27 protein-coding genes and 1 pseudogene are annotated in these 24,464 nt (G+C 61.7%); 20 read left to right on the top strand and 8 right to left on the bottom strand.

Features of this window, described 5'->3' with window-relative positions; all coding sequences use genetic code 11:
• Positions 1-155: pseudogene (locus tag AC0L2X_RS25290) on the bottom strand (S-(hydroxymethyl)glutathione dehydrogenase); the annotation flags it as partial.
• Positions 156-485: 330 nt separating this feature from the next.
• On the opposite strand from AC0L2X_RS25290, the gene AC0L2X_RS25285 reads away from it, so the two are divergent.
• From AC0L2X_RS25285 to AC0L2X_RS25265, 5 genes are all read left to right on the top strand, one after another.
• On the top strand, positions 486-1,661 hold the full coding sequence (locus AC0L2X_RS25285) for an ABC transporter substrate-binding protein (RefSeq protein ID WP_473600486.1): 1,176 nt from the start codon (positions 486-488) through the stop codon (positions 1,659-1,661).
• Positions 1,662-1,682: 21 nt separating this feature from the next.
• A complete protein-coding gene (locus AC0L2X_RS25280) occupies positions 1,683-2,654 on the top strand; it encodes a YVTN family beta-propeller repeat protein (protein WP_352493642.1) in 972 nt (323 codons plus the stop codon).
• 98 nt (positions 2,655-2,752) lie between these two features.
• On the top strand, positions 2,753-3,541 hold the full coding sequence (locus tag AC0L2X_RS25275) for an ATP-binding cassette domain-containing protein (RefSeq protein WP_473600485.1): 789 nt from the start codon (positions 2,753-2,755) through the stop codon (positions 3,539-3,541).
• Positions 3,538-4,413: an ABC transporter permease gene (locus AC0L2X_RS25270; protein WP_473600484.1), complete on the top strand. Its 876-nt coding sequence runs from the start codon at positions 3,538-3,540 to the stop codon at positions 4,411-4,413. Before AC0L2X_RS25275 ends, AC0L2X_RS25270 begins: the two co-directional genes overlap by 4 nt.
• A gap of 41 nt (positions 4,414-4,454) precedes the next feature.
• Positions 4,455-5,042, top strand: coding sequence for a hypothetical protein (locus AC0L2X_RS25265; RefSeq protein ID WP_473600483.1), 588 nt, complete (start codon positions 4,455-4,457; stop codon positions 5,040-5,042).
• A 27-nt stretch (positions 5,043-5,069) separates the two neighbouring features.
• Here the strand turns inward: AC0L2X_RS25265 and AC0L2X_RS25260 are convergent, their stop codons facing one another.
• From AC0L2X_RS25260 to AC0L2X_RS25245, 4 genes are all read right to left on the bottom strand, one after another.
• Positions 5,070-5,270: a hypothetical protein gene (locus AC0L2X_RS25260; protein ID WP_352493646.1), complete on the bottom strand. Its 201-nt coding sequence runs from the start codon at positions 5,268-5,270 to the stop codon at positions 5,070-5,072.
• 295 nt (positions 5,271-5,565) lie between these two features.
• The gene (locus tag AC0L2X_RS25255; protein WP_473600482.1) at positions 5,566-6,381 is read right to left on the bottom strand and encodes an oxidoreductase; all 816 of its coding nucleotides are present in this window, start codon (positions 6,379-6,381) and stop codon (positions 5,566-5,568) included.
• Between the two features lie 66 nt (positions 6,382-6,447).
• Positions 6,448-7,752: a beta-ketoacyl-ACP synthase II gene (fabF, locus tag AC0L2X_RS25250; RefSeq protein WP_473600481.1), complete on the bottom strand. Its 1,305-nt coding sequence runs from the start codon at positions 7,750-7,752 to the stop codon at positions 6,448-6,450.
• 37 nt (positions 7,753-7,789) lie between these two features.
• Positions 7,790-8,368: a TetR/AcrR family transcriptional regulator gene (locus AC0L2X_RS25245; protein WP_473600480.1), complete on the bottom strand. Its 579-nt coding sequence runs from the start codon at positions 8,366-8,368 to the stop codon at positions 7,790-7,792.
• Positions 8,369-8,447: 79 nt separating this feature from the next.
• Between AC0L2X_RS25245 and AC0L2X_RS25240 the strand changes: the two genes are divergently transcribed.
• Both AC0L2X_RS25240 and AC0L2X_RS25235 read left to right on the top strand, forming a co-directional pair.
• The gene (locus AC0L2X_RS25240; protein ID WP_473600479.1) at positions 8,448-8,810 is read left to right on the top strand and encodes a hypothetical protein; all 363 of its coding nucleotides are present in this window, start codon (positions 8,448-8,450) and stop codon (positions 8,808-8,810) included.
• Between the two features lie 343 nt (positions 8,811-9,153).
• Positions 9,154-9,612 (top strand): nuclear transport factor 2 family protein, encoded by a 459-nt coding sequence (locus tag AC0L2X_RS25235; RefSeq protein ID WP_473600478.1) that lies wholly within the window; start codon positions 9,154-9,156, stop codon positions 9,610-9,612.
• A gap of 209 nt (positions 9,613-9,821) precedes the next feature.
• On the opposite strand, the gene AC0L2X_RS25230 is transcribed toward AC0L2X_RS25235, so the two are convergent.
• Positions 9,822-10,781, bottom strand: a complete 960-nt coding sequence (locus AC0L2X_RS25230) for a LysR family transcriptional regulator (RefSeq protein WP_473600477.1) — start codon at positions 10,779-10,781, stop codon at positions 9,822-9,824.
• Between the two features lie 123 nt (positions 10,782-10,904).
• On the opposite strand from AC0L2X_RS25230, the gene AC0L2X_RS25225 reads away from it, so the two are divergent.
• From AC0L2X_RS25225 to gph, 10 genes are all read left to right on the top strand, one after another.
• Positions 10,905-11,951, top strand: coding sequence for a class 1 fructose-bisphosphatase (locus AC0L2X_RS25225; protein WP_473600476.1), 1,047 nt, complete (start codon positions 10,905-10,907; stop codon positions 11,949-11,951).
• A 5-nt stretch (positions 11,952-11,956) separates the two neighbouring features.
• Complete coding sequence (locus AC0L2X_RS25220; RefSeq protein WP_023678839.1) at positions 11,957-12,829, top strand: phosphoribulokinase; 873 nt, start codon at positions 11,957-11,959, stop codon at positions 12,827-12,829.
• A 10-nt stretch (positions 12,830-12,839) separates the two neighbouring features.
• Positions 12,840-14,846 carry a transketolase gene (tkt, locus tag AC0L2X_RS25215; protein ID WP_473600475.1) on the top strand — a complete coding sequence of 669 codons (2,007 nt, stop codon included), beginning with the start codon at positions 12,840-12,842 and terminating at the stop codon, positions 14,844-14,846.
• 10 nt (positions 14,847-14,856) lie between these two features.
• Complete coding sequence (gene fba, locus AC0L2X_RS25210; protein WP_473600474.1) at positions 14,857-15,936, top strand: class II fructose-bisphosphate aldolase; 1,080 nt, start codon at positions 14,857-14,859, stop codon at positions 15,934-15,936.
• Between the two features lie 21 nt (positions 15,937-15,957).
• Complete coding sequence (locus AC0L2X_RS25205) at positions 15,958-17,451, top strand: ribulose-bisphosphate carboxylase large subunit (RefSeq protein WP_473600473.1); 1,494 nt, start codon at positions 15,958-15,960, stop codon at positions 17,449-17,451.
• 19 nt (positions 17,452-17,470) lie between these two features.
• Complete coding sequence (locus AC0L2X_RS25200; protein ID WP_473600472.1) at positions 17,471-17,905, top strand: ribulose bisphosphate carboxylase small subunit; 435 nt, start codon at positions 17,471-17,473, stop codon at positions 17,903-17,905.
• An 8-nt stretch (positions 17,906-17,913) separates the two neighbouring features.
• Positions 17,914-18,852 (top strand): CbbX protein, encoded by a 939-nt coding sequence (cbbX, locus tag AC0L2X_RS25195; RefSeq protein ID WP_473600471.1) that lies wholly within the window; start codon positions 17,914-17,916, stop codon positions 18,850-18,852.
• A gap of 63 nt (positions 18,853-18,915) precedes the next feature.
• Complete coding sequence (gene rpe, locus AC0L2X_RS25190; RefSeq protein WP_473600470.1) at positions 18,916-19,602, top strand: ribulose-phosphate 3-epimerase; 687 nt, start codon at positions 18,916-18,918, stop codon at positions 19,600-19,602.
• Between the two features lie 21 nt (positions 19,603-19,623).
• The gene (locus AC0L2X_RS25185) at positions 19,624-20,181 is read left to right on the top strand and encodes a thioredoxin family protein (protein ID WP_473600469.1); all 558 of its coding nucleotides are present in this window, start codon (positions 19,624-19,626) and stop codon (positions 20,179-20,181) included.
• Complete coding sequence (gph, locus tag AC0L2X_RS25180) at positions 20,178-20,879, top strand: phosphoglycolate phosphatase (protein ID WP_473600468.1); 702 nt, start codon at positions 20,178-20,180, stop codon at positions 20,877-20,879. Before AC0L2X_RS25185 ends, gph begins: the two co-directional genes overlap by 4 nt.
• Positions 20,880-20,931: 52 nt before the next feature.
• Here the strand turns inward: gph and AC0L2X_RS25175 are convergent, their stop codons facing one another.
• Positions 20,932-21,312 carry a c-type cytochrome gene (locus AC0L2X_RS25175; RefSeq protein WP_473559255.1) on the bottom strand — a complete coding sequence of 127 codons (381 nt, stop codon included), beginning with the start codon at positions 21,310-21,312 and terminating at the stop codon, positions 20,932-20,934.
• A gap of 265 nt (positions 21,313-21,577) precedes the next feature.
• A complete protein-coding gene (locus AC0L2X_RS25170) occupies positions 21,578-21,952 on the bottom strand; it encodes a hypothetical protein (RefSeq protein ID WP_473600467.1) in 375 nt (124 codons plus the stop codon).
• On the opposite strand from AC0L2X_RS25170, the gene AC0L2X_RS25165 reads away from it, so the two are divergent.
• The 3 genes from AC0L2X_RS25165 to AC0L2X_RS25155 are packed head-to-tail and all read left to right on the top strand — an operon-like array spanning position 21,933 to position 24,422.
• A complete protein-coding gene (locus tag AC0L2X_RS25165) occupies positions 21,933-22,919 on the top strand; it encodes an ABC transporter substrate-binding protein (RefSeq protein ID WP_473559253.1) in 987 nt (328 codons plus the stop codon). The genes AC0L2X_RS25170 and AC0L2X_RS25165 overlap by 20 nt on opposite strands.
• Positions 22,916-23,713 carry an ABC transporter permease gene (locus AC0L2X_RS25160; protein ID WP_473600466.1) on the top strand — a complete coding sequence of 266 codons (798 nt, stop codon included), beginning with the start codon at positions 22,916-22,918 and terminating at the stop codon, positions 23,711-23,713. The genes AC0L2X_RS25165 and AC0L2X_RS25160 overlap by 4 nt, the downstream gene beginning before the upstream one ends.
• Complete coding sequence (locus tag AC0L2X_RS25155) at positions 23,682-24,422, top strand: ABC transporter ATP-binding protein (protein ID WP_473600493.1); 741 nt, start codon at positions 23,682-23,684, stop codon at positions 24,420-24,422. Before AC0L2X_RS25160 ends, AC0L2X_RS25155 begins: the two co-directional genes overlap by 32 nt.
• The last annotated feature ends 42 nt before the right edge of the window (positions 24,423-24,464 follow it).

Genomic DNA, 24,464 nt, shown 5'->3' with positions numbered 1-24,464 from the left:
GGGTCGGCGCCCGACAGCGTGAACTCGTCGGTGTGGCAGATGCCGGTTGCCTTGATCTCGACCAGCACCTCGCCATCGCGGGGACCTTCGAGGTCGACCTCCATGATCTCCAGCGGCTTTCCGGCGGCGACGGCGACAGCGGCGCGCGTTTTCATCAGGCAATCCTCCCAAGACAACCCATAGAGTTTCACATTCCGGCATTGCTGCGGATGATCCCGGAGTCGAAGACCGCAACACGCTCATTCACCGCCGTATCTCCCCGAAAAGCTATAGGACTAAAGCAGACACGTAAGTCCACTTGCAGGGCTTTGATAAATCTTGTGGGGTCCGCTAAGCTCATTGTGGGCACCTTGAATTCGCGCTGGTTCGGGAACAATCGGACTTTAGTGCAAGAATGGGCAGTTTTATCGATGACGAGCGCGGTGCCAGGCACTCTCGCGGCCTTTTTGTGCTTTTTTTTCCAGACCGCCAATGTTGCGGACCTGATGGCCCAGGAAGCGACGGGCAAGCAACCGGTCGCAACCGACAGGCCGGAAAGAAAGATAACCGAAACCAGAATAGGTTATTTGCGGGCCTACGCGCCGCAACTGGCGCTTTCGCTTCTGGACCTGCCGCCACGCGACGAAGGTGTCGCCGGCGCCAATGTGGCGATCGGCGATAACAATACGACAGGAAAGTTCCTCAGCCAGAAATTCAGCCTCGACATAGCCGAGGTCAAGCCGGACGCCGACGCGGTTCGGGCGTTCAACGATCTGATTGCCAAAGGTGACCGCTATGTTGTCGCGGACCTCCCGGCCAGGCAATTGCTGTCGATCGCCGATATCGCCCGCGACAAGGGCGTTCTGGTCTTCAATGTCGGTGCCACTGACGACAGCCTGCGCGAGGAAGACTGCCGAATAAACATTTTCCATGTGGCGCCGACGCGAAGCATGCTGGCCGACGCTCTGGCGCAGTATCTCGTGGTAAAGAAATGGCCGAATTGGGTGCTGCTCTACGGTTCGCACGAGCGGGATCATCTCTATGCGGCCGCGTTGCGCCGCGCGGCGGCTCGCTTCGGCGGTCAGATCGTCGCCGAGAAAGAATTCAAAGACACTGGCACGGCGCGCCGCACCGACACTGGCGCCACGCAGATACAGCATCAGATTTCCGTGTTCACGCAGGATCTGCCGGAGCATGACGTGGTGCTTGTTGCCGATGAGAGCGAGGTGTTCGGAACCTATGTGCCCTACCGCACCTGGACACCGCGGCTGGTCGCTGGCACGGCCGGTCTTGTCGCATCCTCCTGGCATCCCGCGAGCGAGCAATGGGGTGGCATTCAAATGCAAAGCCGTTTCCTGAAGACGACCGGCCGGCGAATGCTGTCCAAGGATATGTCGGCCTGGACGGCGGTGCGGGCGGTGGGCGAAGCCAGCACGCGCACCAATGGCGACGATCCGAAGAAGATCAGCGACTACATCCGCTCGGATGATTTCTCGGTCGCCGCCTTCAAGGGACAGAAGCTGACCTTCCGCAAGTGGAACCATCAGCTTCGCCAGCCAATCCTGCTCGGCGACACCAAATCCGTGGTCTCGACATCGCCACAGGAGGGTTATCTCCACCAGATCTCCGAGCTCGATACGCTCGGCGTCGATCAGCCGGAAACCAAATGCGTCCTTAAGTAGAACCAATCGGGAGGAATTTTCGTGCAAAGACGAGCTTGCGCACTCGCCATTCTCGCAACCGGCTTCATGGTCAATCCGGCGTGGGCTTACACCGTTTATGTCTCCAACGAGAAAGACAATACGATAACGGTCGTCGACACGGCGACGATGCAAGTGGTGAAAACCGTCGAAGTCGGCCAGAGGCCGCGCGGCATCACCATCTCGCATGACGGCAAGTTCATCTATTTGTGCGCCAGCGATGACGATACGATCGAAATCATCGACACCGCGACGCTGCAGATCGTGGGCACGCTGCCATCGGGCCCCGATCCCGAACTGTTCGTGCTATCGCCCGACGGCAAGACGCTCTACGTCGCCAACGAGGACGACAATCTCGTCACCGCGATCAACATCGAGAGCAAGCAGGTCATGACCGAGATTCCCGTTGGGGTGGAGCCTGAAGGCATGGCCGTCAGTCCCGATGGCAAAACCATGGTCAACACCTCCGAAACCACCAGCATGGCGCATTTCATCGACACCGACAGCCATGAGGTGACCGACAACGTCCTGGTCGACACGCGTCCGCGCTTTGCGCAATTCAAGCCCGACGGATCACAGATCTGGGTCAGCGCCGAAATCGGCGGAACCGTCAGCGTCATCGACAGTCTCAAACGCGAGGTGGTGAAGAAGATCCAGTTCGCGATTGCGGGACTGCGGCCCGAAACCATCCAGCCGGTCGGCATCGCGATCAGCGCCGACGGCAAGAAAGCCTATGTCGCGCTCGGGCCAGCGAACCACGTCGCCGTCATCAACACCGAAACCTACGAGGTGGAAAAATACATCCTGGTCGGCCAGCGCGTCTGGCATCTCGACTTCACCCCCGATCAGAAGACGCTGATCACTACCAACGGCAATTCCAACGACATCACCTTCATCGACACGGCGACGGACGAGCCGGTTCAATCGGTTACGGTGGGCCAGCAGCCTTGGGGTGTGGCCATATCGCCCCACTAGACCGCAACGATTATCAGGGAGGCCGACATGACGAATATTTGCCGCGGGGATGTTGCAAGTGCACTAGATAACCAGCGCGCCCCGAAGGAGCCAGCGGCATGCAGCATGTGAGGACAAGCGGAGCTGGAGAGGGGGTGGCAGCGCTCGACGTTGCCGGCATCAGCCATTCCTATGGTCCGAAGCGGGCGCTCCACGACGTCTCATTCTCGATCGCGCCGGGAACCTTCACCGTTCTGCTCGGCCTCAACGGCGCCGGCAAGACAACTTTGTTCTCACTGATCAGCCATCTTTACGGCACCCGCCGCGGATCGATCCGCATCTTCGGCCATGACGTCAGCCGCGCTTCGGGCGAAGCGCTCAGGCGTGTCGGCATCGTGTTCCAGGCACGCACGCTCGACCTCGACCTCAGCGTTCACCAGAACCTCTCCTACCACGCCTCGCTGCATGGCATTGGCGGACATCAAGCCCGGCAGCGCATTGCCGCGCTGCTCGATACAGTCAACATGCAGGGCCGTCAGCATGACAAGGCACGCAGTCTTTCCGGCGGCCAAATGCGGCGCATCGAGATCGCGCGGGCGCTGCTCCACCGCCCTTCCCTGCTGCTGCTCGACGAGGCAACGGTCGGTCTCGACATCCAGTCGCGCGCTGGCATTCTGGCCACCATCCGCAAGCTCGTCGAAACCGAGGGCATCGGCGTGCTGTGGGCGACGCATCTGATCGACGAGGTCGAAGACGGCGACCATGTCGTCGTGCTGCGGCAGGGCGATCTGGTTGCCAAGGGCAAGGTGGCCGATGTCGTTGGGACGAGCGGTGCCAGTTCGATCCGCGACGCCTTTTCCAGGCTCAACCGCATCGAGACAAGCGGCATCGCGGAGATGTCGCCATGAGCGCTCCCGCAACGCCCGCAAAAGTCGCCGCCCTCACGCCGGTGAAGTTCGAACAGTTTAGGCTCCGACACTACTTCATTTGCCTCAAAGGGATCGTCGTGCGGGAGTGCCTGCGCTTCCTGCATCAGCGCGAGCGCTTCATATCCTCGCTGGTTCGGCCGCTCGTCTGGCTGTTCATTTTTGCCGCCGGATTCCGCCAGGTGCTCGGCGTATCGATCATCCCGCCCTACAAGACCTACGTGCTCTACGAGGTCTACATCACGCCGGGCCTGTGCGGCATGATTCTGCTGTTTTCGGGCATGCAGTCTTCGCTGTCGATGGTCTATGACCGCGAAATGGGCAACATGCGCACCCTGCTGGTCAGCCCCTTCCCGCGTTGGTTTTTACTGATCTCGAAGATGCTCGCCGGTGTCGCCGTGTCGATCGCGCAGGTTTACGCATTCCTGGCCGTTGCCTGGTTCTGGGGCGTCAAGGCGCCGCCGCTTGGCTATCTCACCGTACTGCCGGCGCTGTTCCTGTCGGGCATGATGCTGTGCGCGCTCGGCATGCTTTTGTCCTCGATGATCAAGCAGCTCGAAAACTTCGCTGGCATCATGAACTTCGTCATCTTTCCCGGCTATTTCGCTTCTCCGGCACTCTATCCCTTGTGGCGTATCCAGGAGGCCAGCCCCCTGCTCTACAAAATCTGCCTCGCCAATCCATTTACTTACGCCGTCGAACTGATCCGCTTCGCCTTCTACGGCCAGGTTGACTGGCTGTCGCTGGGCGTCGTTGCCGGCTGCACGCTGCTGTTCCTTGCCGCCGCCATCATCGCCTACGACCCTTCGCGCGGCCTGATGACCCGCAAACAGGACACGGGAGGAAATGGCTGATGGCGCGAATGATCCATTTTGGCGGCCTGGCTCTGGTCGCGATGCTCGCGCCGGGCGTCAACGCCATGGCAGCCAACCCCGATCCGGACTGGCCCTGCATGCAGCGTAAGGTGCCGCAACTCTCGCTCGGCCAGATCTGGAGCGGACCGGATCTTCCTGCAGCGGCGAAGGACTGGTCGAAGGACCCCACCATCTCCGCCCTGATCGAGGAAGTGGCAGCTCGCCGGATGCCGATTGCGGAAGCTCAAAAGAAGATTAGGGATTTCGCCGCCTCCTTGCCAGCCGAGCAACTTGCACCCAAAATGGCGATGCTGGTGCAAGGCATGTTCGATCACATGGACGCCGAGCGCTCGCAGGTAATCTCCGGCATTTCCCGTTACGCCCACAAGCAGCTCGAAATGGCCGCCATGTTGCGCAAGGAAGCGTCCGATGTCGATGCGTTGCGGGCAAAGCCGGATACAGATCCCGAAGAGATCGATCGGCAAACCGAACAGTTGAAATTCGCAACGCGAATTTTCAATGAACGCGTCCAATCACTGACTTACGTCTGTGAAGTGCCGACGATAATCGAGCAGCGGCTTTATCAATTGTCCAAGGTCGTCTCGGAAACGCTGGCCGCGAAGAAGTAGAACCTCATTCGATCTTCGCGGCGGATATCACGATCCACGGCCGGGCAGCACGCGCCAGCGCTGAACGAAATAACCGGGATGCGTCCCGATCCACTGGGCTACCAGCGATTGCGCCTGCATGAAGGCGGTCCCGGGATTCATCGCCAGGCCGTCCACCATCTGTTCGCGTTGTTCACAGGTCTGCGGCACATCCGTCAGGCAGACCATCATAACGAGCGTGTAGAGCATTACCCCTTGTCCCCCTCGCTTCCCGAACCCCATGCCCGGGAGCTTCCGTGATACCGACCAGTCTGCAGGGGTCGCACATACGGATCGCTTACGGGTGTGAAAGGAACGTGGCCCCCGCTCTTTCGCGCCGCAATATAACATGGCGCTAATCTAACGCCAATGACCGCAGGGCTAAGTCGCGGACGCTGGCGCATCGAAGATGCGCGTCTGGCGGTGCCAGTGCCAAAAAATGTGAACTCCTGGAACGCGCTCTCGTATAGGTTTGACCGAAACAGGAATATCATTGTTGCCGACCTCAGACCGGAAGCCCGTTTTGCTTTCGCAGGCTTTTGTCGAATGCGGATGCGGGGACGAAACGGCGCAGGAAACTGACCTGGCGCGCCATTTTTCCAGCCGCATAGCGCCTCTTCGGAGCGGGATCGGTCGCAGCCGCCAAAACGGTCCTGGCTACCACTTCCGGCGCATCGCCTTTTTCCATCGCTTTCCGCACAGTTGCATTCATGCCGGCGCGCGCAGAGTCATAGATATCAAGCAACTGATCCGGCCTGGCGAGATTTTCTTCAAATGAGGTGCGGGTATAGGCGGGCTCCACCAACACGACGCGAATTCCGAAAGTACGCAGTTCGTGGTCGAGCGATTCGGAATAGCCCTCAACGGCATGCTTGGTCGACGAATAAAGCGCGAAATAGGGAGCTGGAATGAACCCCTGCACCGAGCTCAGATTGACGATTCTGCCCTTGCCTTGACGGCGCATTGTCGGCAACACCGCCTTGGTTACCCGCATGACGCCGAAGACGTTCACGTCAAATAATGACTTGGCCTGGGCCATCGAGGACTCCTCCGCGCCGCCAAGCAGGCCAATGCCGGCATTGTTGACGAGCAGGTGGATGCGCCCGGCCTCGGCCAGCACGTTCTGGACAAGTTTCGCCACGGACGTGTCATCGGTCACGTCACAGGCCAGCATGGTAACGCCGTCGGATCGGTCGGCGACCGCGCGTCGGCTGGTTCCGAACACGCGAAAGCCCGCGTTCTGCAGGGCTTTGGCCGTTGTGTGCCCAATGCCGCTGGATGCCCCGGTCACTAGGGCGACGCCTAGATTGGTCTTGTTCATGGAGGTCATTTCTTTCTTCGTATTGGATTGGCGTGGGACAAGTCCGAAAGGTCGGAGCGAAAGGCGTCAATCATGAGCGCCTCCGGTGCTCGCGCCGGCCAGATCATCCGTCCAGCGCCGGAACAGCGCGCTGGCATTAACGCCTCCGAAGCCGAAGCCATTGGAGATTGCATAGCCCATCGCCATCGGCCGGGCCCGGTTGGCGACGAAGTCGATCCCGTCGCCGGCCGGATCGGGAGTGCTCAGATTGAGGGTCGGCGGTGCCATCTGATCCCTGAGCGCCAGGATTGCGAAGATTGCTCCGAGCCCGCCGGCGGCTCCGAGCAGGTGTCCAGTCGCCGATTTCGTTGCACTGACAGCTATTGCGAAATTGCGCCCGAACACGCTCTTGATCGCTTCGATCTCACCCAGGTCGCCCACCGGCGTGGAGGTCGCATGGGCGTTGAGATGACGAACCTCGCGCGGCGAAATCCCTGCTTGGGCAATTGCGATCTCCATGGCCCGACGCGCACCATCGCCGTCCTCGGGACCGGAGGTGACGTGATGAGCATCTGCCGTCGTGCCGTAGCCGACAAGCTCGGCCAGCGGTCTTGCGCCGCGCGCCAGCGCGTGGCTCAATTCCTCGATGACCAGAATGCCGGCTCCTTCGCCCATGACGAAGCCGTCGCGCGATCTATCGAAGGGTCGGGAGGCCTCCTCAGGACGGTGATTAAAGGATGTCGAAAGCGAGCGTGCCGCGGCAAAACCACCGAGGCTGACAAGATTCATGCATGCTTCCGTCCCGCCGCACACGGCAATATCGGCTTCATTGGCGCGGATTAGCCGAGCCGCATCGCCGATCGCCTGAATGCCGGCCGCGCACGCCGTCACGGGTGCACCGAGCGGACCTTTGAAGCCATAGCGGATCGAGACGTGGCCTGCCGCGAGGTTGACCAGGAAGGACGGCACCGTAAAAGGTGATAGACGGCGCACGCCGCGCCGGTCGACCGTGCGCACCGCCTCGGTTATGGCCGGGAACCCGCCGACGCCCGAGGCGATGATCGTGGCCGTGCGCAAGCGATCCGGTTCCGAGGCGGGGGCCCATCTTGCTTGGGCGAGCGCCTCTTGTGCCGCCGCCAGGGCAAAGAGAATGAACCGGTCTACCTTACGCTGATCCTTCGGCGGAAGGACGGCTTCCGGGTCGAAACCGGCGTCAGGATCTTCTTCTGCGGAGGGCACCACCCCGCCGACCTTCGCCGGCAGGTCGCCCACCACGTCATCCGCAAGCCTCCGGATGCCCGAGCGGCCGGCCAGGAGACGCGACCAGGACGTTTCAACATCGGCAGCAAGGGGCGTAACCGCTCCCATGCCTGTAATAACAATCCGTCGCATCTATTTTCCTATCAATTCGGGCGCGCCGCCACGCCGTTCAAGCGCCGGCTGATTCACGAACGTGATTGGCCGCCGCATCCAGAAAGGCCTGCGCGAGGTCAGGATCGTTGATGACGCGCGATAACATCAGCGCACCGACCATCGTCGAGAGAATGGCCATGGCCTTACCATCGAACTCCCCGCCATTGGCCTCGGCAAGGAAACGGCCAAGGATCTCGAGATGCTCCTTGATCCCGGCTTCGAACGGCGCTTTCACGTCCTTGCCCTGTCTGGCGGCATCCGAGCCGAGCGCCACGATCGGGCAGCCGTCCATCTTTTCTCCGCGATGGTCCATACTGAGGTAGAACGCGATCACCGCCCCAAGCGGATCATCGGGGTTTGCCGCAGTCGCGGCCGACCATCGATGCGAGGCGCTCTCCATTGCCCGCCTGGACGCCTGCGCCGCCAAGTCGTCCTTGGATGCGAACTGCTTGTAAAACGCGCCTTGGGTCAGTCCGGCACCCTTCATCAGATCCTTAAGGCCAATACCGTCAAAGCCGCGCTCCCGAAAAAGGCGGCTTGCCACGTTGATTACGGTTTCGCGGTTTTCCGCGGCCTGAGTACGACTTACGCGCATTGTCGACCTCTTTTTTAGATTGCGTTCGTAATCTATACTCTATATAGAGTTCGAACGCAATCTAAAAAGGAGATACGAAATGACCCGCAAAATCCTAAGCGCATCGCTCCTGGCCGCGCTGTTTCTTGCGACCCCAGCTTTTGCCGAGGAAGCCACCATTGGACGCCCGATCGAGGGCGGCAGCCTGCACGAGGGACACCTTGATATGGTGGTCTACTACGTCCCGGTCGACGGCGGCCTCCTAGAGGTCACCGCTACCTTCGCGCCGAAGACCGGGGGCGATCCGCTGCGAATCGTCATGGGTCTCGCCGACGATGGCTCCGTGGCCTTTTCCATGCCGGGCCACCAGGGCTCGCTTTACGCGTTCTCAAGGTCCGGCGAGCAGGTGACGGTCTCGACCGAGATTGACATGGATCTGCGAGCCGACGCGACAATGCGCTGACCCGACGTGCAGACCGCGACCTGCGTGCTGCGGACCGTGGGCTCTCGCGTCCGCGCGGCCGACGTAGAGGTCGGACGCAATCTACTCGATATGAGGAGATGGGCATGAAAACGAGACCCGCCATTGTTGGTGGGCATCCTGTTCGGATGGTCCTACCGAGAGCGCCAGGAGCAGGCAAAGCCGCATTAGAGACGGCCATGACAAGGGCCACCGGACAGAAACCAATAAGGTTCCACCGGATCAACGCCAGCGTTCCCCAATGGCGGCGAGCATCGTCAGAATCAGCGGCGGAGCGCCACGGCGCCCTCGATCACGCCATCGAATAAGCTTGAGGAGAGGTCAAATGCTATACAGTTATTTTGTCGAGAAATCGATCCGAGAGAGCTTCGACCACGTCAACAACCATCGCTGGGATGAGGCGGTGAAGGCACTCGCGCTGCATGTCCATCATAGCGTTTCCGGCGCCCACGCGCTTGGTGGTGAGCGCCACGACAAAGAAGCCATGCGCCGCTGGTTTGAGCGCCTCGGCCGCGTCCTGCCCAATCTCCATCTCACGGTCAACCGCATCTGGGTGAAGGGCTGGCCGTGGCATACTACCGTGTTTGCCCAGTGGGACGGCACCGCAACGCTGCTCAATGGCGACGCGTCGTACGTCAACCGTGGTCTCCACGTGTTCACCCTGCGGTGGGGCAGAGTCTATGCACTTGAGGAATTTTACGATTCACAAGCAGCGGCCCACGGTCTTGCCGCCCAAGCGGCAGCTGGCCTCGAAGAAGCTGTCGCCGAACCAATTGTAGGCTAGCAGACGCTCAGTCAAAGCCTGCCCGTTCCGTGAACGCGGGGGCGCCCCCGTGGCCCTCACCGCTTGGCGGTGGCCTCGGCTCCGCAAATGCCTGCCACCAGCGATGCCTCCCGATCCTCGGCTCGTGGACGTCAGTCTGGAGATCACAGCCGATCAGCCGCTGATACGCACCATCGTTTGTCTGAAGCGTTTGCCTTGGACCGCGCGCCCTAACTCGCGCGACGTTTGGTGTTCGGCTCCTCGTGCGGATAGAGCTTGCCGAACAGTGGCAGGTACATCGCGCCCTTGCGCATCAGAAAATCGTGGAAGGTCGCCATCGCCGGCGAGATCGCGTGATCGCTGCGCATCACCGAAAACCATTGCCGGCGGATCGGCATGCCGACGACGTCGAGGATGACCAGCCGGCCAGCTTCGATTTCCGCGGCAATGGTGTGGGCAGAGATGAAAGCGATGCCGAGCCCGGCCATCACCGCCTGTTTGATCGTCTCGTTCGAGCCCATCTCAACGCCGAGATCGTCGATGCGGCCAGGCACGTCGCTCAAAAATATTTCCAGCGAGATGCGCGTGCCGGAGCCGGACTCGCGAATGAGGAAATGTTCCTGGGCGATCCGCTCCTTGGATATCTCGCGCACCGAGGCCAGCGGGTGGTCGGGCGGCGCGATGATGACCAGCGGATGATCGCCGAAGACCGAGGCACGCACCGGGACTTCTTTCGCCGGGCGTCCCATCAGCGCGATGTCGATGTCGTGATTCTTCAGATTGTCGATCGTCTCGGCGCGATTGCCAATGGCAAGCCGCATGTCGATGTCGGGATGTTCCTTCATGAAGGCAGCCATCAGCCGCGGTGCGAAATATTTGGCCGTGGAAACGACCCCAAGCCGCAAGCTGCCGGCGCGCACGCCCTTGATTGCATCCATCTTGTCTTCGAGCAGACGAAGCCGCTCCTCGATGGCCTGTGCGGTCTCGACGAAGGCAAGACCTGCGGCAGTGGGACGCATACCGTCTGCCGTCCGATCGAACAAGGCCAGTTGGAACTCTTCCTCGACCTGCCGCAACTGGATCGTCACCGCTGGAGGAGACAGGCCTAACACTTTGGCTGCACTGACGATTTTCCCGTGGCTGACGATTGCCTGAACGGTCTTGAACTGCTTGAGCGTGAGGTTTCTCATACTGCATACTAAAATTTTTTTAGTGTCAAAGTAAAGTTATTGAATTTTACTTATCCAGCATCGTTTGTTTTCATTCCCCAATCCGGCCGATCCGAGGAGAGGCGGCTGGATCGGGAGGTTACGATGCCAGCGGCAACGCTCGACGCTTTTCTGAACTCCTATCTCGGCGAGCCGGACGAACTGCGCGCCGCGGTCGTAGTGACCGTCCGTCGGCTGACGCAGGCGGCCACCACGATTCGCAACACCATCAATCAAGGGGTACTCGGCACCGCCTTTGCCGGAACCCGTGGCGCCAATGCTGACGGCGATGTTCAGAAGGATCTCGATGTCTTCGCCGACGACATCTTTCTCGATGCCATGCGCCACGCTCCGGTCGCGCTCTACGCTTCCGAGGAACTGGAGCAGCCGGTGCTTCTCCACCCGCAAGCGCCTCTCGCCATCGCCATCGACCCGCTCGACGGCTCTTCCAACATCGACACCAACGTGTCGATCGGAACGATCTTCTCGCTTCTCCCTGCAATTGGTGCGCCGGATAAGAATCCGGCCGCCACATTTTTGCAGGCAGGGGTGAACCAGCTGGGCGCCGGCTTCTTCATCTACGGGCCGCAGCTGGCGCTCGTTCTGTCTCTCGGCAGCGGCACGCATGTCTTCGTTCTCTCAGCCAGGCTCGGCACCTTCGTCCAGGCCTACGAGAGCCGGGTCATCCCCCAGCGTACCCAGGAATTTGCCATCAACGCAGCCAACTACCGGCACTGGGACGAGGCGGTGCGGCTCTACATCGACGACTGCCTCGAAGGCACCGAAGGCCCACGCGAGAAGGACTTCAACATGCGCTGGATCGCCTCCCTGGTCGCCGACTGCTACCGCATATTGATGCGCGGCGGCGTATTCCTGTATCCAGGCGACAAGCGCAAGGGCTACAGGCAGGGGCGACTTCGCCTCGTCTATGAGGCAAACCCGATCGCCTATCTCATCGAACAGGCGGGCGGTGCCGCCACCGATACGATCACCCGCATCCTCGAAATCGAACCCGAGAGCCTGCACCAGCGCGTGCCCATGATTTTCGGATCGGCGCGGGAAGTCGCGCGCATCACCCGCTACCACACCGAGCCGAGCGCCATTGGCGAGCGCGCGCCGCTGTTCAGCCGCCGCGGCCTTTTCAGGGCCTGAAGATCATGTCGGCAAAGCACCCCATCATTACCATCACCGGGTCGTCGGGCGCCGGCACTACCTCTGTCAAGCGCATCTTCGAGTTGATCTTCAGGCGCGAGAACATCGGGGCCGCCTTCATCGAAGGCGATGCTTTCCATCGCTACGACCGCGCCACGATGAAAGCCAAGGTGGCCGAGGAGGAAAAGGCAGGCAATCCGAACTTCACCCACTTTCATGCCGAGGCCAATGAACTGGCAATCCTCGAAGAGGTATTCGAGGAATATGGCCGCCGGGGAACCGGAAAGACCCGCACCTACATCCATGACGAGGATGAAGAGAAGCAGTACGGCACGCCGCCGGGACATTTCACCGAATGGCGCGAATTTCCGCCGAGCGACCTGCTTTTCTACGAGGGCCTGCATGGCTGCGTCGTCACCGACAAGATCAACCTGGCCAGGCACGCGGACCTCAAGATCGGCGTGGTGCCGGTCATAAATCTCGAATGGATCCAGAAGATCCATCGCGACCGCGCAACGCGCGGCTATTCCACCGAGGCGGTGATGGACGTGATCCTGCGCCGCATGCCGGACTATGTCCGCTACATCGTCCCGCAGTTTTCGCAGACCGCCATCAACTTCCAGCGCGTGCCGATCGTCGACACGTCCAATCCATTCATCGCGCGCTGGATTCCGACGCCCGACGAATCGATGCTGGTTATCCGCTTCGCCAATCCCCGCGGCATCGATTTCCCCTACCTGCTTTCGATGATCCACGACTCGTTCATGTCGCGGCCGAATTCCATAGTGGTGCCCGGCAACAAGCTCGATCTTGCCATGCAGTTGATCCTGACGCCGCTCATCCTGCAATTGATCGAACGCAAGAACCGTGTGTCGTGAGGAGGACGCCATGAACAGCCAAGCCGCAGCATTGAAGCCCGTCGCCGCCGTCTCAGAACGCGACATGGCCAACGCCATTCGTGCACTGGCGATGGACAGCGTCCAAAAGGCCAATTCCGGCCATCCGGGCATGCCGATGGGCATGGCCGATGTCGCGACGGTGCTGTTCAGCCGCTTCATCAATATCGATCCGTCGGCGCCCAGCTGGCCCGATCGCGACCGCTTCGTGCTTTCGGCCGGGCACGGCTCGATGCTGCAATATGCGCTGCATTATCTGCTCGGCTACGCAGACATGCCGATCGAGGAATTGCAGCGGTTTCGCCAGTTGGGCAGCCGCACCGCCGGACATCCGGAATATGGCCATGCGCTTGGCATCGAGACGACGACCGGTCCGCTAGGACAAGGCATTTCGACCGCGGTCGGCATGGCGCTGGCGGAGCGCATGCTTGCTGCCCGCCACGGCGCCGATCTCGTCGACCATTTCACCTACGTGATCGCCGGCGACGGCTGCCTGCAGGAAGGCATCAGCCACGAGGCGATCGATCTTGCTGGTCACCTGAAGCTCTCCCGGCTGATCGTCTTTTGGGACGACAATGCGATCTCGATCGACGGACCGACTTCGCTGTCGACGTCGATGGACCAGCCGGCACGGTTCAAAGCCGCTGGATGGCATGTCCAGTCGGTGAACGGCCACGACGCCGAAACCGTTGCGGCGGCAATCGAAGCGGCACAGCAATCGGACCAGCCGTCTCTGATCGCTTGCCGCACGGTGATCGGCAAGGGAGCGCCCAATCTGGGCGGTTCGGAAAAGACGCATGGCGCGCCGCTAGGCGATGCGGAGATCGCCGCGACGCGCGAAAACATCGGCTGGGCCTACGCGCCGTTCGAGGTGCCGGACGATATCCTTTTCGCCTGGCGCGAGATTGCCGGCCGCGGGCAAGCGGCACGCCGCGCCTGGGAGCAGCGGCTTGCCACCTCGCCGCAGCGCGAGGCCTTCGAGAGCGCGGTCGCGGGCACCCTGCCCGACGCGGTCTTCGAAGCGCTCGGCGCTTTCCGTAAGGAGCATGTCGGGAAGGCGACCAAGGTTGCAACGCGAAAAGCCTCGGAAATGGCGCTCGCTGCGATCAATGGCGCAACCGACCTGACCGTCGGCGGCTCCGCCGATCTGACGCATTCGAACCTGACGATCACCAAGGGGATGGATCGCATAGCGCCTGATGACTATGCCGGCCGCTACATTCACTACGGCATCCGAGAGCACGGCATGGCTGCAGCCATGAACGGCATCGCGCTGCATGGCGGCTTCGTGCCTTATGGCGGCACCTTCCTGTGCTTCGCCGACTATGCGCGCGGCGCGATGCGGCTCTCGGCGCTCATGGGCCAGCGCGTCATCTATGTGATGACGCATGATTCCATTGGTCTGGGCGAGGACGGCCCGACCCACCAGCCGGTCGAGCACCTGGCGATGCTGCGGGCGACGCCAAACCTCAACGTCTTCCGTCCGGCCGACATCATCGAAACGGCGGAGTGCTGGGAACTGGCGCTTAAGAGCGCGAACCGGCCGAGCGTGCTGGTGCTCTCGCGCCAGAACCTGCCGATGCTGCGCCAAGCGCACGACGACGAGAACCGGTCGAGCCGGGGCGCCTACATCCTGCGCGAGCCAGCCGGGCACCGCGCGGTGACGCTGATCGCCACCGGATCGGAGGTCGAAATCGCGGTTGCCGCCGCCGAACGGCTGGAGACCGAGCACGGCATCGCAGCCGCGGTTGTCTCGATGCCGTGCTGGGAGCTTTTCGAGGAACAGGACGCCGGCACCCGCAAGGCTGTCCTCGGCTCAGCGCCGCGCATTGCCATCGAAGCCGCAGCACGGCTCGGCTGGGACCGCTGGATCGGCGACACCGGCACTTTCGTCGGCATGGCCGGTTTCGGCGCCAGCGCCCCTGCCCCGGATCTCTACCGGCATTTCGACATCACGCCCGAAGCCGTCGCCGCAGCGGCGCTGAATCTCATCACCTAGGAGGACGACCATGGCCCGCATCACCCTTCGCCAGCTTCTCGACCATGCCGCCGAGCACGGCTATGGCGTGCCCGCATTCAACATCAACAACATGGAACAGGGCCTCGCCATCATGGAGGCCGCCAGGGCCTGCGATGCGCCGGTCATCATCCAGGCATCGCGCGGCGCTCGCTCCTATGCCAACGACATCATGCTGGCCAAGATGATGGAGGCGTTGACCGAAATCCATCCGGCCATTCCGCTATGCATCCATCAGGATCACGGCAACAACGAAGCCACCTGCCTGTCGGCGATCCGCCACGGCTTCACCTCGGTGATGATGGACGGGTCGCTGATGGCGGACGCCAAGACGCCGGCGAGCTACGATTACAATGTCGCCATCACCGAACGCGTCGCACGCATGGCGCACTGGGTCGGCGCTTCGGTCGAAGGCGAGCTCGGCGTGCTCGGCTCGCTGGAAACCGGCCAGGGCGAGGTCGAGGACGGGCACGGCGCCGAAGGTGCGCTTTCCCACGACCAGCTTTTGACCGATCCCGATCAGGCGGTCGACTTCGTGACCGCCACCCGGGTCGACGCGCTGGCGATCGCCTGTGGTACCTCGCACGGCGCCTACAAATTCAGCCGCAAGCCCGACGGCGGCATCCTGGCCATGCAGGTGATCGAGGCGATCCACGAAAAACTGCCCAACACGCATCTGGTCATGCATGGGTCGTCCTCGGTGCCGCAGGAACTGCAGGACATCATCAACAACTATGGCGGCGAGATGCCCCAGACCTTTGGCGTCCCGGTCGAGGAAATCGAGCGCGGCATCCGCTATGGCGTGCGCAAGGTCAACATCGACACCGATTGCCGAATGGCCATGGCCGGGCAGTTCCGCCGCGTCGCGACGGAGGACCCGCGCGAATTCGATCCGCGTAAATTCCTGAAACCCGCCATGGACGCCCTGCGCGACCTTTGCCGCGATCGCTTCGAACGCTTCGGCACCGCAGGCCACGCGTCGAACATCAGGGTGATCGCCATGGATGAGATGGCGAAACGTTACGCCGCAGGAAAGCTCGACCCCCAAATCGCAACCGCGAAAGCCGCCTGAGCGGCAAACAGGAGACCTGCCATGAACAAGATCGACATGCCCTCAGCAGGCACGCTCAAGGAAGGCAAGGAACGCTACAGGTCGGGCGTCATCCCCTACAAGAAGATGGGCTACTGGGAGCCGGACTACCGGCCCAAGGAGACCGACCTGATCGCCATGTTTCGGATCACGCCACAGCCCGGCGTCGACCACGAGGAGGCGGCCGCCGCCATCGCCGGTGAATCCTCTACCGCGACATGGACCGTGGTATGGACCGACAGGCTGACCGCCTGCGAGCTCTACCGCGCCAAGGCGTTCAAATCGGAGCCGGTGCCGAACACAGGTCCAGGCACCAGGATCGAGCAACAGTACTTCGCCTATATCGCCTACGACCTCGACCTGTTCGAGCCCGGCTCCATCGCCAACCTGACTGCATCGATCATCGGCAACGTGTTCGGCTTCAAGGCCGTCAAGGCCTTGCGGCTCGAGGACATGCGCATCCCGGTGGCTTACCTCAAAACCTTCCAGGGCCCGGCGACCGGCATCGTGGTGGAACGCGAGCGGCTCGACAAGTTCGGCCGGCCGCTGCTCGGCGCGACGACGAAGCCGAAGCTTGGCCTGTCCGGCCGCAACTACGGCCGCGTCGTCTACGAGGCACTGAAGGGTGGCCTCGACTTCGTCAAGGACGACGAGAACATCAACTCACAGCCCTTCATGCATTGGCGCGACCGTTTCCTCTACTGCATGGAGGCAGTGAACAAGGCGTCGGCCGCCACCGGCGAAGTCAAGGGCCATTATCTCAACGTCACCGCCGGCACGATGGAGGACATGTACGAGCGCGCCGAATTTGCAAAACAGCTTGGCTCCTGCATCGTCATGATCGACCTCGTCATTGGCTACACGGCGATCCAGTCGATGGCCAAGTGGGCACGCCGCAACGACATGATCCTGCACCTGCACCGGGCCGGCAACTCGACCTATTCGCGCCAGAAGAACCACGGCATGAATTTTCGCGTCATCTGCAAATGGATGCGGATGGCCGGCGTCGATCACATCCATGCCGGCACGGTGGTCGGCAAGCTGGAAGGCGACCCGCTTATGATCAAGGGGTTTTATGACACGCTGCGCGAGGAGCGCACGTCGCAGAACCTCGAAACCGGGCTGTTCTTCGATCAGGACTGGGCCTCGCTCAACAAGGTGATGCCTGTCGCCTCGGGCGGCATCCATGCCGGCCAGATGCACCAGCTGATCCATTATCTCGGCGAGGACGTCATCCTGCAGTTCGGCGGCGGCACGATCGGCCATCCGGACGGCATCCAGGCCGGTGCGACGGCCAATCGCGTCGCGTTGGAGGCGATGATCCTCGCCCGCAACGAGGGCCGCGACTATCTGCGCGAAGGGACCAAAATCCTCGAACAGGCGGCCAGGTGGTGCACGCCGCTGAAGGCGGCCCTGGAGACCTGGAAGGACGTCACCTTCAACTACGAATCGACCGACACGGCCGACTTCGTGCCAACCGCAACGCCCAGCTTTTAGACGAAAAGGAACCGTCGCCATGATGACCAATCCGGGAAACAAGGTCACGCAGGGACAGTTTTCGTTCCTGCCCGAGCTGACCGACGAGCAGATTTCGGCGCAGATCAAATACGCGCTGAAAAACCACTGGGCGGTCGGCGTCGAGTACACCGACGATCCGCATCCGCGAAACACCTATTGGGAAATGTACGGCAACCCGATGTTCGACCTTAGGGACCCGGCGGGCATCCTGCTTGAAGTCAACAATTGCCGGAAAGCCATGCCCAACATGTATGTCCGGGTCACCGCCTTCGATTCGACCAAGGGCTGGGAAGCGCCGCGCATGTCGTTCATCGTCAACCGGCCGCCCAACGAACCCGGGTTCCGGCTGCTGCGCCAGGAGCGTGACGGGCGCAGCCAGGGCTATTCGATCGTGCCTTATGCGACCGACAGGCCCGAAGGCGAGCGGAGCTAGGCGAAACCATGCTGGACGCGATAGCAAAGGGCGCTGCCGCGCAGGGCGAATCGGTTGATCTGCAGGCCGAGTTCGAGGCATCCAACATCGACGAGGTGATGGAAAAGCTCGACCGCGAACTCGTTGGCCTGAAGCCCGTCAAGAACCGGATCCGCGAGATCGCCGCGCTGCTCCTGGTCGACCGGCTTCGCCGCAAGTTCGGGCTGATCTCGGGCGCGCCGACGCTGCACATGAACTTTACGGGAAATCCCGGTACGGGAAAGACCACCGTGGCGCTCAGAATGGCGGAAATCCTGCATCGTCTCGGCTATGTTCGCGAAGGGCACATGGTCGCGGTGACGCGCGACGATCTCGTCGGCCAGTATGTGGGCCACACCGCGCCCAAAACCCGCGAAGTGATCAAGCGCGCCATGGGCGGGGTGCTTTTCATCGACGAGGCCTACTATCTCTACAAGCCCGAGAACGAACGCGACTACGGCCAGGAATCGATCGAAATCCTGCTGCAATGCATGGAAAACAACCGCGACGATCTGGTAGTGATTCTTGCCGGCTACAAGGACAAGATGGACCGCTTCTTCGACAGCAATCCCGGCATGCGCTCGCGCATCGCCCATCACCTCGATTTTCCGGACTACGGGGTCAGCGAACTCAAATCGATCGCCGAGATCATGCTGGCGGAACAGAATTACCGTCTCAGCGAAGCGGCGGCCAAGGCGCTCGAAGAGTATCTCCCGATCCGCATGCGGCTGCCGCATTTCTCCAACGCCCGCTCGGTCCGCAATAGCCTCGACCGGGCGCGGCTTCGCCAGGCCAGCCGGCTTTTCGCCTCACGCGACCGGGCGTTGACGAAAACCGACCTTATCACCATCGAGGAATCCGACATTCGCGGCAGCCGCGTATTCGCGGAAGGTAAGCTCGAAGGCGAACCGGAGACGAAGGCGCGCTGACAAGACGACGCCGGTTGGGTGCGCAGCGACCGGAAACGGACGACAGAATGGGAGCCGACGATCATGGATACCAAGACAATCATTGCGCCCTCAGTGCTATCTGCGGACTTCTCGCGGCTCGGCGACGAGGTCGAAGCGGTCGTCCGGGCGGGTGCCGACTGGATCCATCTCGATGTGATGGATGGCCATTTCGTGCCCAACATCACCTTCGGTCCGCCGGTGATCAAGGCGATCCGTAATCGAACGGACAAGGTCTTCGACTGCCACCTGATGATCGCGCCGGCCGACACCTATCTCGGCGCCTTCGCCGATGCCGGCTGCGACATCATTACGGTGCATGCCGAGGCCGGACCGCATCTCGACCGTTCGCTGCAGGCAATCAGAAATCTCGGCAAGAAGGCCGGCGTGTCGCTGAACCCCTCGACGCCCGAAAGCGTCATCGAATATGTGCTCGACCGGCTCGATCTGGTGCTTCTGATGACGGTCAATCCGGGCTTGGGCGGCCAGGCCTTCATTGCGGCGGTCGTCGATAAGGTCAGGCGGGTCAAGGCACTGATTGGCCATCGTCCGATCGACATAGAGATCGACGGCGGCGTCACGCCCGAAACCGCTCCGCTGGTCACCGCGGCCGGCGCCAATGTGCTGGTCGCCGGCTCGGCCATCTTTAGGGGTGGCACTGAGGCTGCCTATCGCGCCAATATCGGCGCCATCAGGCAGGCGGCCGACGGGGCGATCCGGAAAGCTGCATAACCGTCTCATCGGAGGGCAAACATGGCGGCAACCCCACCTGTCTGCGATTTCGGCTGGCGAGCCATCGACGCCGTTTTGCCCGGCGTCGACGGCAAATCGCATTCGATCTTCAGCCATGCCGGCCCGAACGGGTTGGTGGTGGCCTTCATCTGCAATCACTGCCCCTATGTGAAGGCGGTGATTTCGCGCATGGTGCGCGACGCCAACGACCTCAAGGCCGAAGGCATCGGCTTTGTCGCGATCAACTCAAACGATGCCGGGGCCTATCCGGATGATTCCTTCGACAGTATGAAGCTTTTCGCCAAGACGAACGGCTTCACCTTCCCCTATCTCCACGACGAGAGCCAGACGGTGGCGCGTGCCTACGGAGCCGTTTGCACCCCGGATTTCTTCGGGCTCAACAGCGAGTTGACGCTGCAATACCGCGGCCGGCTTGACGCGTCGCGACGCGACGCCGTATCGCCAGGGCTGAGGCGCGACCTTTACGAGGCGATGAAGCAGGTTGCCCGAACCGGCGACGGACCGCTCGACCAGATCGCTTCGATCGGCTGTTCGATCAAGTGGAAGGATGCTGCATGAACGTCGGCGCAGGCAGGCCGTTTCGCTCGCCCAAGGCGATCCTGTTCGATCTCGACGGCACGCTGGTCGATTCGGCGCCTGATATAACGGCCGCCGTCAACGAATTGCTGGCCAGCCGCGATCTGCCGTCGCTGCGCCTGGATCAGGTCAAGGCCATGATCGGCGGCGGCATCAGGAAACTGGTCGAACGAGCCTTCGCGGCTTCCGGCAGGCCGCTCCTCGGCACCGCGCTCGATGAGGCCAACCGCGTCATGGCGCCGATCTATCGCAGGCATCTGACCGGCCGCACGAGGCTGATGCCTGGCGTCAGGGAGGTTCTCACGCACTTGCATTTGAGCGGAATGGCCATGGGCGTGGTGACCAACAAGCCGCAGCTGGCGGCTCGTGAAATCCTGCTGCATTTTCGGCTGACGGAATATCTCGGCGCGATCGTCGGCGGAGACGCGGTGACATACTTGAAACCGGCGCCAGACGCGCTGTTGCTGGCGCTCGACCAGCTTGGGGTCGATCCTCGTGACACGCTGATGGTCGGAGACAGCGGCGCCGACGTGGCCGCCGCCCGCGCCGCCGGCATGCCAGTCATTCTGCTGCGTGGCGGATACAGCCAAATTCCCGTTGAAGAGCTTGGCCCCGACCTCGTTTGCGACAGCCTGTTCGATCTGCCGTCCGCGATGCAGAGGCTGCAAGACGCTGCGTAACCCAAGCGCGCCAACGCCGGCCGAGCGCAGTCCAATGGTCGGCGGTACTGCGTTATTTTGAGAATTGCTTCAGATAAGCAATGACGTTGGCGATGTCCTCGTCTTTCTTGAGACCGGCAAACGCCATCTTGGTTCCCTTGACCATCGCCTTGGGATCGCGAAGGTAGGTCGTCAGCGTGGCTTCGTCCCATTTGACGCCAGACTTGCCGGCCTCGGTCATGGCCTTGGAATAGCTGAACCCCGGATGCGTCCCGGCCGTTCGGCCGATGACGCCGTTCAAGGACGGACCGACCTTGTTCTGGTCCTTGTCGGCGACGTGGCAGATCTTGCATTTGGCGAAGACCTTCTCACCCGCCGCGGCATCCTGTGCCTGAGACTGGGTAGTGACAAAGGTGGCGACGGACACGGCGGCGAAAAATGCGACTGCGCGCATGGCATTTCCTCATTGATCGTGTGAGTGCCCTGGACACTTTACGCGTGTCGATGCCTTGATCGCCGGCATCCGTTTTTACGCGGGAGAGCGAACTATTCGTCCTTCCGCCCCGGGCCGGCAGCACCTGCACACCTCGAATAGCTAGACTGCCGATGAAGGAAGTCAATCGTACAAAGGTCCTGTTTCGTTTCCCGACCGCGCGAAGGGGAAGTGTGTACCGACACGCGGTACACATCATTGACGCCTATTGGCCGAACGCGTAGCCTCACTCCAACCCGTTTCCTGTTTGGGCACCTTCAGGAAATCCGATGAAACTCCAAAGCACGAACTCTGGAGAGATCGCCGTACAGGCGACGATAGGTGCTAAATGGATATGGTCGATCTCATATTGACGGTGTGCCTGAGCGCCAATCCGGGCAATTGCCGAGATGAACACCTCTATTTCGAGAGCCGCGGCTCCCTGTTCCAATGCATGTTCCTGGCGCCCGCCGAGATCCCAAAATGGTCTCAGGAACATCCGAGTCTCAAGGTCGTGCGCTGGAAATGTGCCGTTCCGAGCAAGGAACGAGCGGTTTGATCGACATTCCTGGTTCGTCGACGACCCTGAAAGAGGAGATGCGATGATGATTTCGCGGCGCATGATGCTGCGCTTGGCGGCTCTTGGGGCCATCCTCGCCTCAAAGCCGTTTGCCGTCTTTGCGGCAGCCAAGGTCCGGATTGGTGTCCTGAAGTTCGGCACCGTGAGCTGGGAACTCGATACGCTGAAACGCCACAAGCTCGACGAGGCCAACAGGATCGATCTGGAAATTGTCTACTTCGCCGGGGAGGATGCGACCAACGTCGCGCTGCTGGCCGGCGCGATCGACATGATCGTGACCGACTGGCTGTGGGTCTCGCGCCAGCGCTCCGAGGGCGGCGACCTTACATTGGCCCCTTATTCGACCGCCGTGGGGGCAATCATGGTGAAGGAGGAATCGCCGATCCGGGCGCTCGCCGACCTCAAGGAAAAGAAAATCGGTGTCGCCGGCGGCCCGCTCGACAAGAGCTGGTTACTGGTCCAGGCGCTGGCCAGACGCGATCACGGCCTCGACCTGCCGACAGCCTGCGACGTCGTCTTTGGCGCGCCGCCGCTGATTTCTGAAAAGGCGATGCAGGGCGAACTCGATGCCGTGCTCAATTTCTGGCATTTCTGCGCCCGGCTCGAGGCCAACGGCTTTCGTCGGCTGATCGGCGCGGATGACGCGGCGAAAGCGCTTGGTGCCTCGGGCCCCGTATCGGCACTCGGCTACGTCTTCCACGACCAATGGGCGAACGACAATCCGGATGCCGCCCAGGGCTTCGTCAAGGCGTCCATGCAGGCCAAGGACTTGCTGGCCAGATCCGATGATGAATGGCTGCGCCTGGCGCCACTCATTCACGCAGAAGGCAAGGAGCTGGAAAAACTGCGTGACCGCTATCGCCAGGGCATCCCAAGACGGCCGGTCGCCGAAGAAGCGGCCGATGCGGGCAAACTCTATCACGTGCTGGCCGCGATAGGCGGCGAGAAGCTGGTTGGCAGGGCGCCCGAGATGGCGCCCGGCACGTTCTGGCCGGAACTCGCGAAATGACCGCAACGGAAGACAAGTCGGGTCGATCCGGCATTGCGACGCCGCTGACGCCAGCGCTGACGGTAACGGTTTCCCTGCTGGGACTTTGCCTGCTGTGGAGCCTCGCGGCCCATCTGTGGCAAAGCCGTGCTTTCCCCTCACCAGGGCAGGTCTGGCAGGTGCTGCTCAGGGAAGCGGCGAGCGGCGAGCTTTTTTATCATCTTGGCGCGACGCTCGGACGGGTTGCTGCGGCGTACGTCGTCGCAATGATCATCGGCTCCGTCATCGGTGTCATTCTCGGGAGCCACCGCGGTGCGGACCGGTTCTTCAGTCCGTGGGTGGTCCTGTTTCTCAACATTCCCGCGCTGGTGGTCATCGTGCTCGCCTATATCTGGTTCGGCCTCAACGAGGCGGCGGCGATTGGCGCAGTTGCCGTGAACAAGATCCCGAATGTCGTGGTGACGATGCGCGAAGGCGCCAGGGCGTTTGATCCGCGTTATGCCGAAATGGCCGCCGTCTACCGCTTCGCCCCGCTCAAGCGCATCCGCCACGTCCTCCTGCCGCAACTGCAGCCCTATTTTGCCGCGGCCTCGCGGTCCGGGATCGCCCTCATATGGAAGATCGTTCTGGTGGTCGAACTGCTCGGCCGCTCCAATGGCGTCGGCTTCCAGATCTATCTTTATTTCCAGCTCTTCGACGTCGCCGCCATTCTTGCCTACACGCTGGCTTTCGTGGCGGTGATGCTTGTCATCGAACTTGTCCTGGTGCAGCCCATTGAACGACATGCAACCCGTTGGCGCCGCCGTCCCGCTTAGGGTCGACATCGCCGAAAAAACCTTCAGGTCCGCGCAAGGCGTGTCGATCACGGCGCTTCAGGGTCTGTCCTTCGAGGTCCGGCAGGGCGAATTCGCTTGCCTGTTTGGGCCGTCGGGCTGCGGCAAAACCACGACGTTGCGCATCCTGCTTGGACTGGACAAGGACTTTTCCGGCTCTTTCCAACTGCCGCAGGGCGGCTCGAACCGCATCGCCGCCGTGTTCCAGGAGCCTACTTTGCTGCCGTGGCGGACGGTGGAGCAGAATGTCAGGCTGGCGCTGCCGAAAAGCCTACGAGCGAACAGTCTCGACGAGCTGTTTGACACTCTCGGCCTCGCTGGCATGCGCTCGCTCTATCCGGCGGAGCTTTCGCTCGGCCTTGCGCGCAGGGCAGCGCTTGCCAGGGCCTTCGCCACCGAACCGGCGGTGCTTTTCCTGGACGAACCCTTCGCCTCCCTCGACGAACGGACGGCCGAGCGGCTTCGGCAATTGCTTTTGAGCGTCTGGTCGGCGCGGCCCACGACCGCCTTGATGGTAACGCACAATCTGCGCGAGGCACTGATGCTGTCGGACCGCATCATCGTGCTTGCGCAGCGCCCAGCCCATGTGCTCGGCATGTTCGACGTAAGAGTGCCGCGACAACATCGCAATCCACTGGTGATGAGCGACCTTTTGCGATCATTCCAGCAAAAATTTCCGGGTGTGGCCTGATCGCCTTGCCGTTCGGAATGCATATCGGAGAAGACATGCTTA

This window comes from Mesorhizobium sp. WSM4828, assembly GCF_055811175.1.
This window is presented reverse-complemented; position numbering and strand designations above follow the sequence as displayed.

Excerpts from the sequence above, each read along its gene's own strand:
- AC0L2X_RS25230 (WP_473600477.1), bottom strand. The coding sequence starts at position 10,781 with ATGAGAAACCTCACGCTCAAGCAGTTCAAGACCGTTCAGGCAATCGTC.
- AC0L2X_RS25275 (WP_473600485.1), top strand. The coding sequence starts at position 2,753 with ATGCAGCATGTGAGGACAAGCGGAGCTGGAGAGGGGGTGGCAGCGCTC.
- tkt (WP_473600475.1), top strand. The coding sequence starts at position 12,840 with ATGAACAGCCAAGCCGCAGCATTGAAGCCCGTCGCCGCCGTCTCAGAA.
- AC0L2X_RS25160 (WP_473600466.1), top strand. The coding sequence starts at position 22,916 with ATGACCGCAACGGAAGACAAGTCGGGTCGATCCGGCATTGCGACGCCG.
- AC0L2X_RS25270 (WP_473600484.1), top strand. The coding sequence starts at position 3,538 with ATGAGCGCTCCCGCAACGCCCGCAAAAGTCGCCGCCCTCACGCCGGTG.
- cbbX (WP_473600471.1), top strand. The coding sequence starts at position 17,914 with ATGCTGGACGCGATAGCAAAGGGCGCTGCCGCGCAGGGCGAATCGGTT.
- AC0L2X_RS25260 (WP_352493646.1), bottom strand. The coding sequence starts at position 5,270 with ATGCTCTACACGCTCGTTATGATGGTCTGCCTGACGGATGTGCCGCAG.
- gph (WP_473600468.1), top strand. The coding sequence starts at position 20,178 with ATGAACGTCGGCGCAGGCAGGCCGTTTCGCTCGCCCAAGGCGATCCTG.
- fabF (WP_473600481.1), bottom strand. The coding sequence starts at position 7,752 with ATGCGACGGATTGTTATTACAGGCATGGGAGCGGTTACGCCCCTTGCT.
- AC0L2X_RS25175 (WP_473559255.1), bottom strand. The coding sequence starts at position 21,312 with ATGCGCGCAGTCGCATTTTTCGCCGCCGTGTCCGTCGCCACCTTTGTC.
- AC0L2X_RS25255 (WP_473600482.1), bottom strand. The coding sequence starts at position 6,381 with ATGAACAAGACCAATCTAGGCGTCGCCCTAGTGACCGGGGCATCCAGC.
- AC0L2X_RS25265 (WP_473600483.1), top strand. The coding sequence starts at position 4,455 with ATGCTCGCGCCGGGCGTCAACGCCATGGCAGCCAACCCCGATCCGGAC.
- AC0L2X_RS25205 (WP_473600473.1), top strand. The coding sequence starts at position 15,958 with ATGAACAAGATCGACATGCCCTCAGCAGGCACGCTCAAGGAAGGCAAG.
- fba (WP_473600474.1), top strand. The coding sequence starts at position 14,857 with ATGGCCCGCATCACCCTTCGCCAGCTTCTCGACCATGCCGCCGAGCAC.
- AC0L2X_RS25240 (WP_473600479.1), top strand. The coding sequence starts at position 8,448 with ATGACCCGCAAAATCCTAAGCGCATCGCTCCTGGCCGCGCTGTTTCTT.
- rpe (WP_473600470.1), top strand. The coding sequence starts at position 18,916 with ATGGATACCAAGACAATCATTGCGCCCTCAGTGCTATCTGCGGACTTC.
- AC0L2X_RS25245 (WP_473600480.1), bottom strand. The coding sequence starts at position 8,368 with ATGCGCGTAAGTCGTACTCAGGCCGCGGAAAACCGCGAAACCGTAATC.
- AC0L2X_RS25200 (WP_473600472.1), top strand. The coding sequence starts at position 17,471 with ATGATGACCAATCCGGGAAACAAGGTCACGCAGGGACAGTTTTCGTTC.
- AC0L2X_RS25155 (WP_473600493.1), top strand. The coding sequence starts at position 23,682 with ATGCAACCCGTTGGCGCCGCCGTCCCGCTTAGGGTCGACATCGCCGAA.
- AC0L2X_RS25225 (WP_473600476.1), top strand. The coding sequence starts at position 10,905 with ATGCCAGCGGCAACGCTCGACGCTTTTCTGAACTCCTATCTCGGCGAG.
- AC0L2X_RS25165 (WP_473559253.1), top strand. The coding sequence starts at position 21,933 with ATGATGATTTCGCGGCGCATGATGCTGCGCTTGGCGGCTCTTGGGGCC.
- AC0L2X_RS25285 (WP_473600486.1), top strand. The coding sequence starts at position 486 with ATGGCCCAGGAAGCGACGGGCAAGCAACCGGTCGCAACCGACAGGCCG.
- AC0L2X_RS25185 (WP_473600469.1), top strand. The coding sequence starts at position 19,624 with ATGGCGGCAACCCCACCTGTCTGCGATTTCGGCTGGCGAGCCATCGAC.
- AC0L2X_RS25220 (WP_023678839.1), top strand. The coding sequence starts at position 11,957 with ATGTCGGCAAAGCACCCCATCATTACCATCACCGGGTCGTCGGGCGCC.
- AC0L2X_RS25170 (WP_473600467.1), bottom strand. The coding sequence starts at position 21,952 with ATGCGCCGCGAAATCATCATCGCATCTCCTCTTTCAGGGTCGTCGACG.
- AC0L2X_RS25235 (WP_473600478.1), top strand. The coding sequence starts at position 9,154 with ATGCTATACAGTTATTTTGTCGAGAAATCGATCCGAGAGAGCTTCGAC.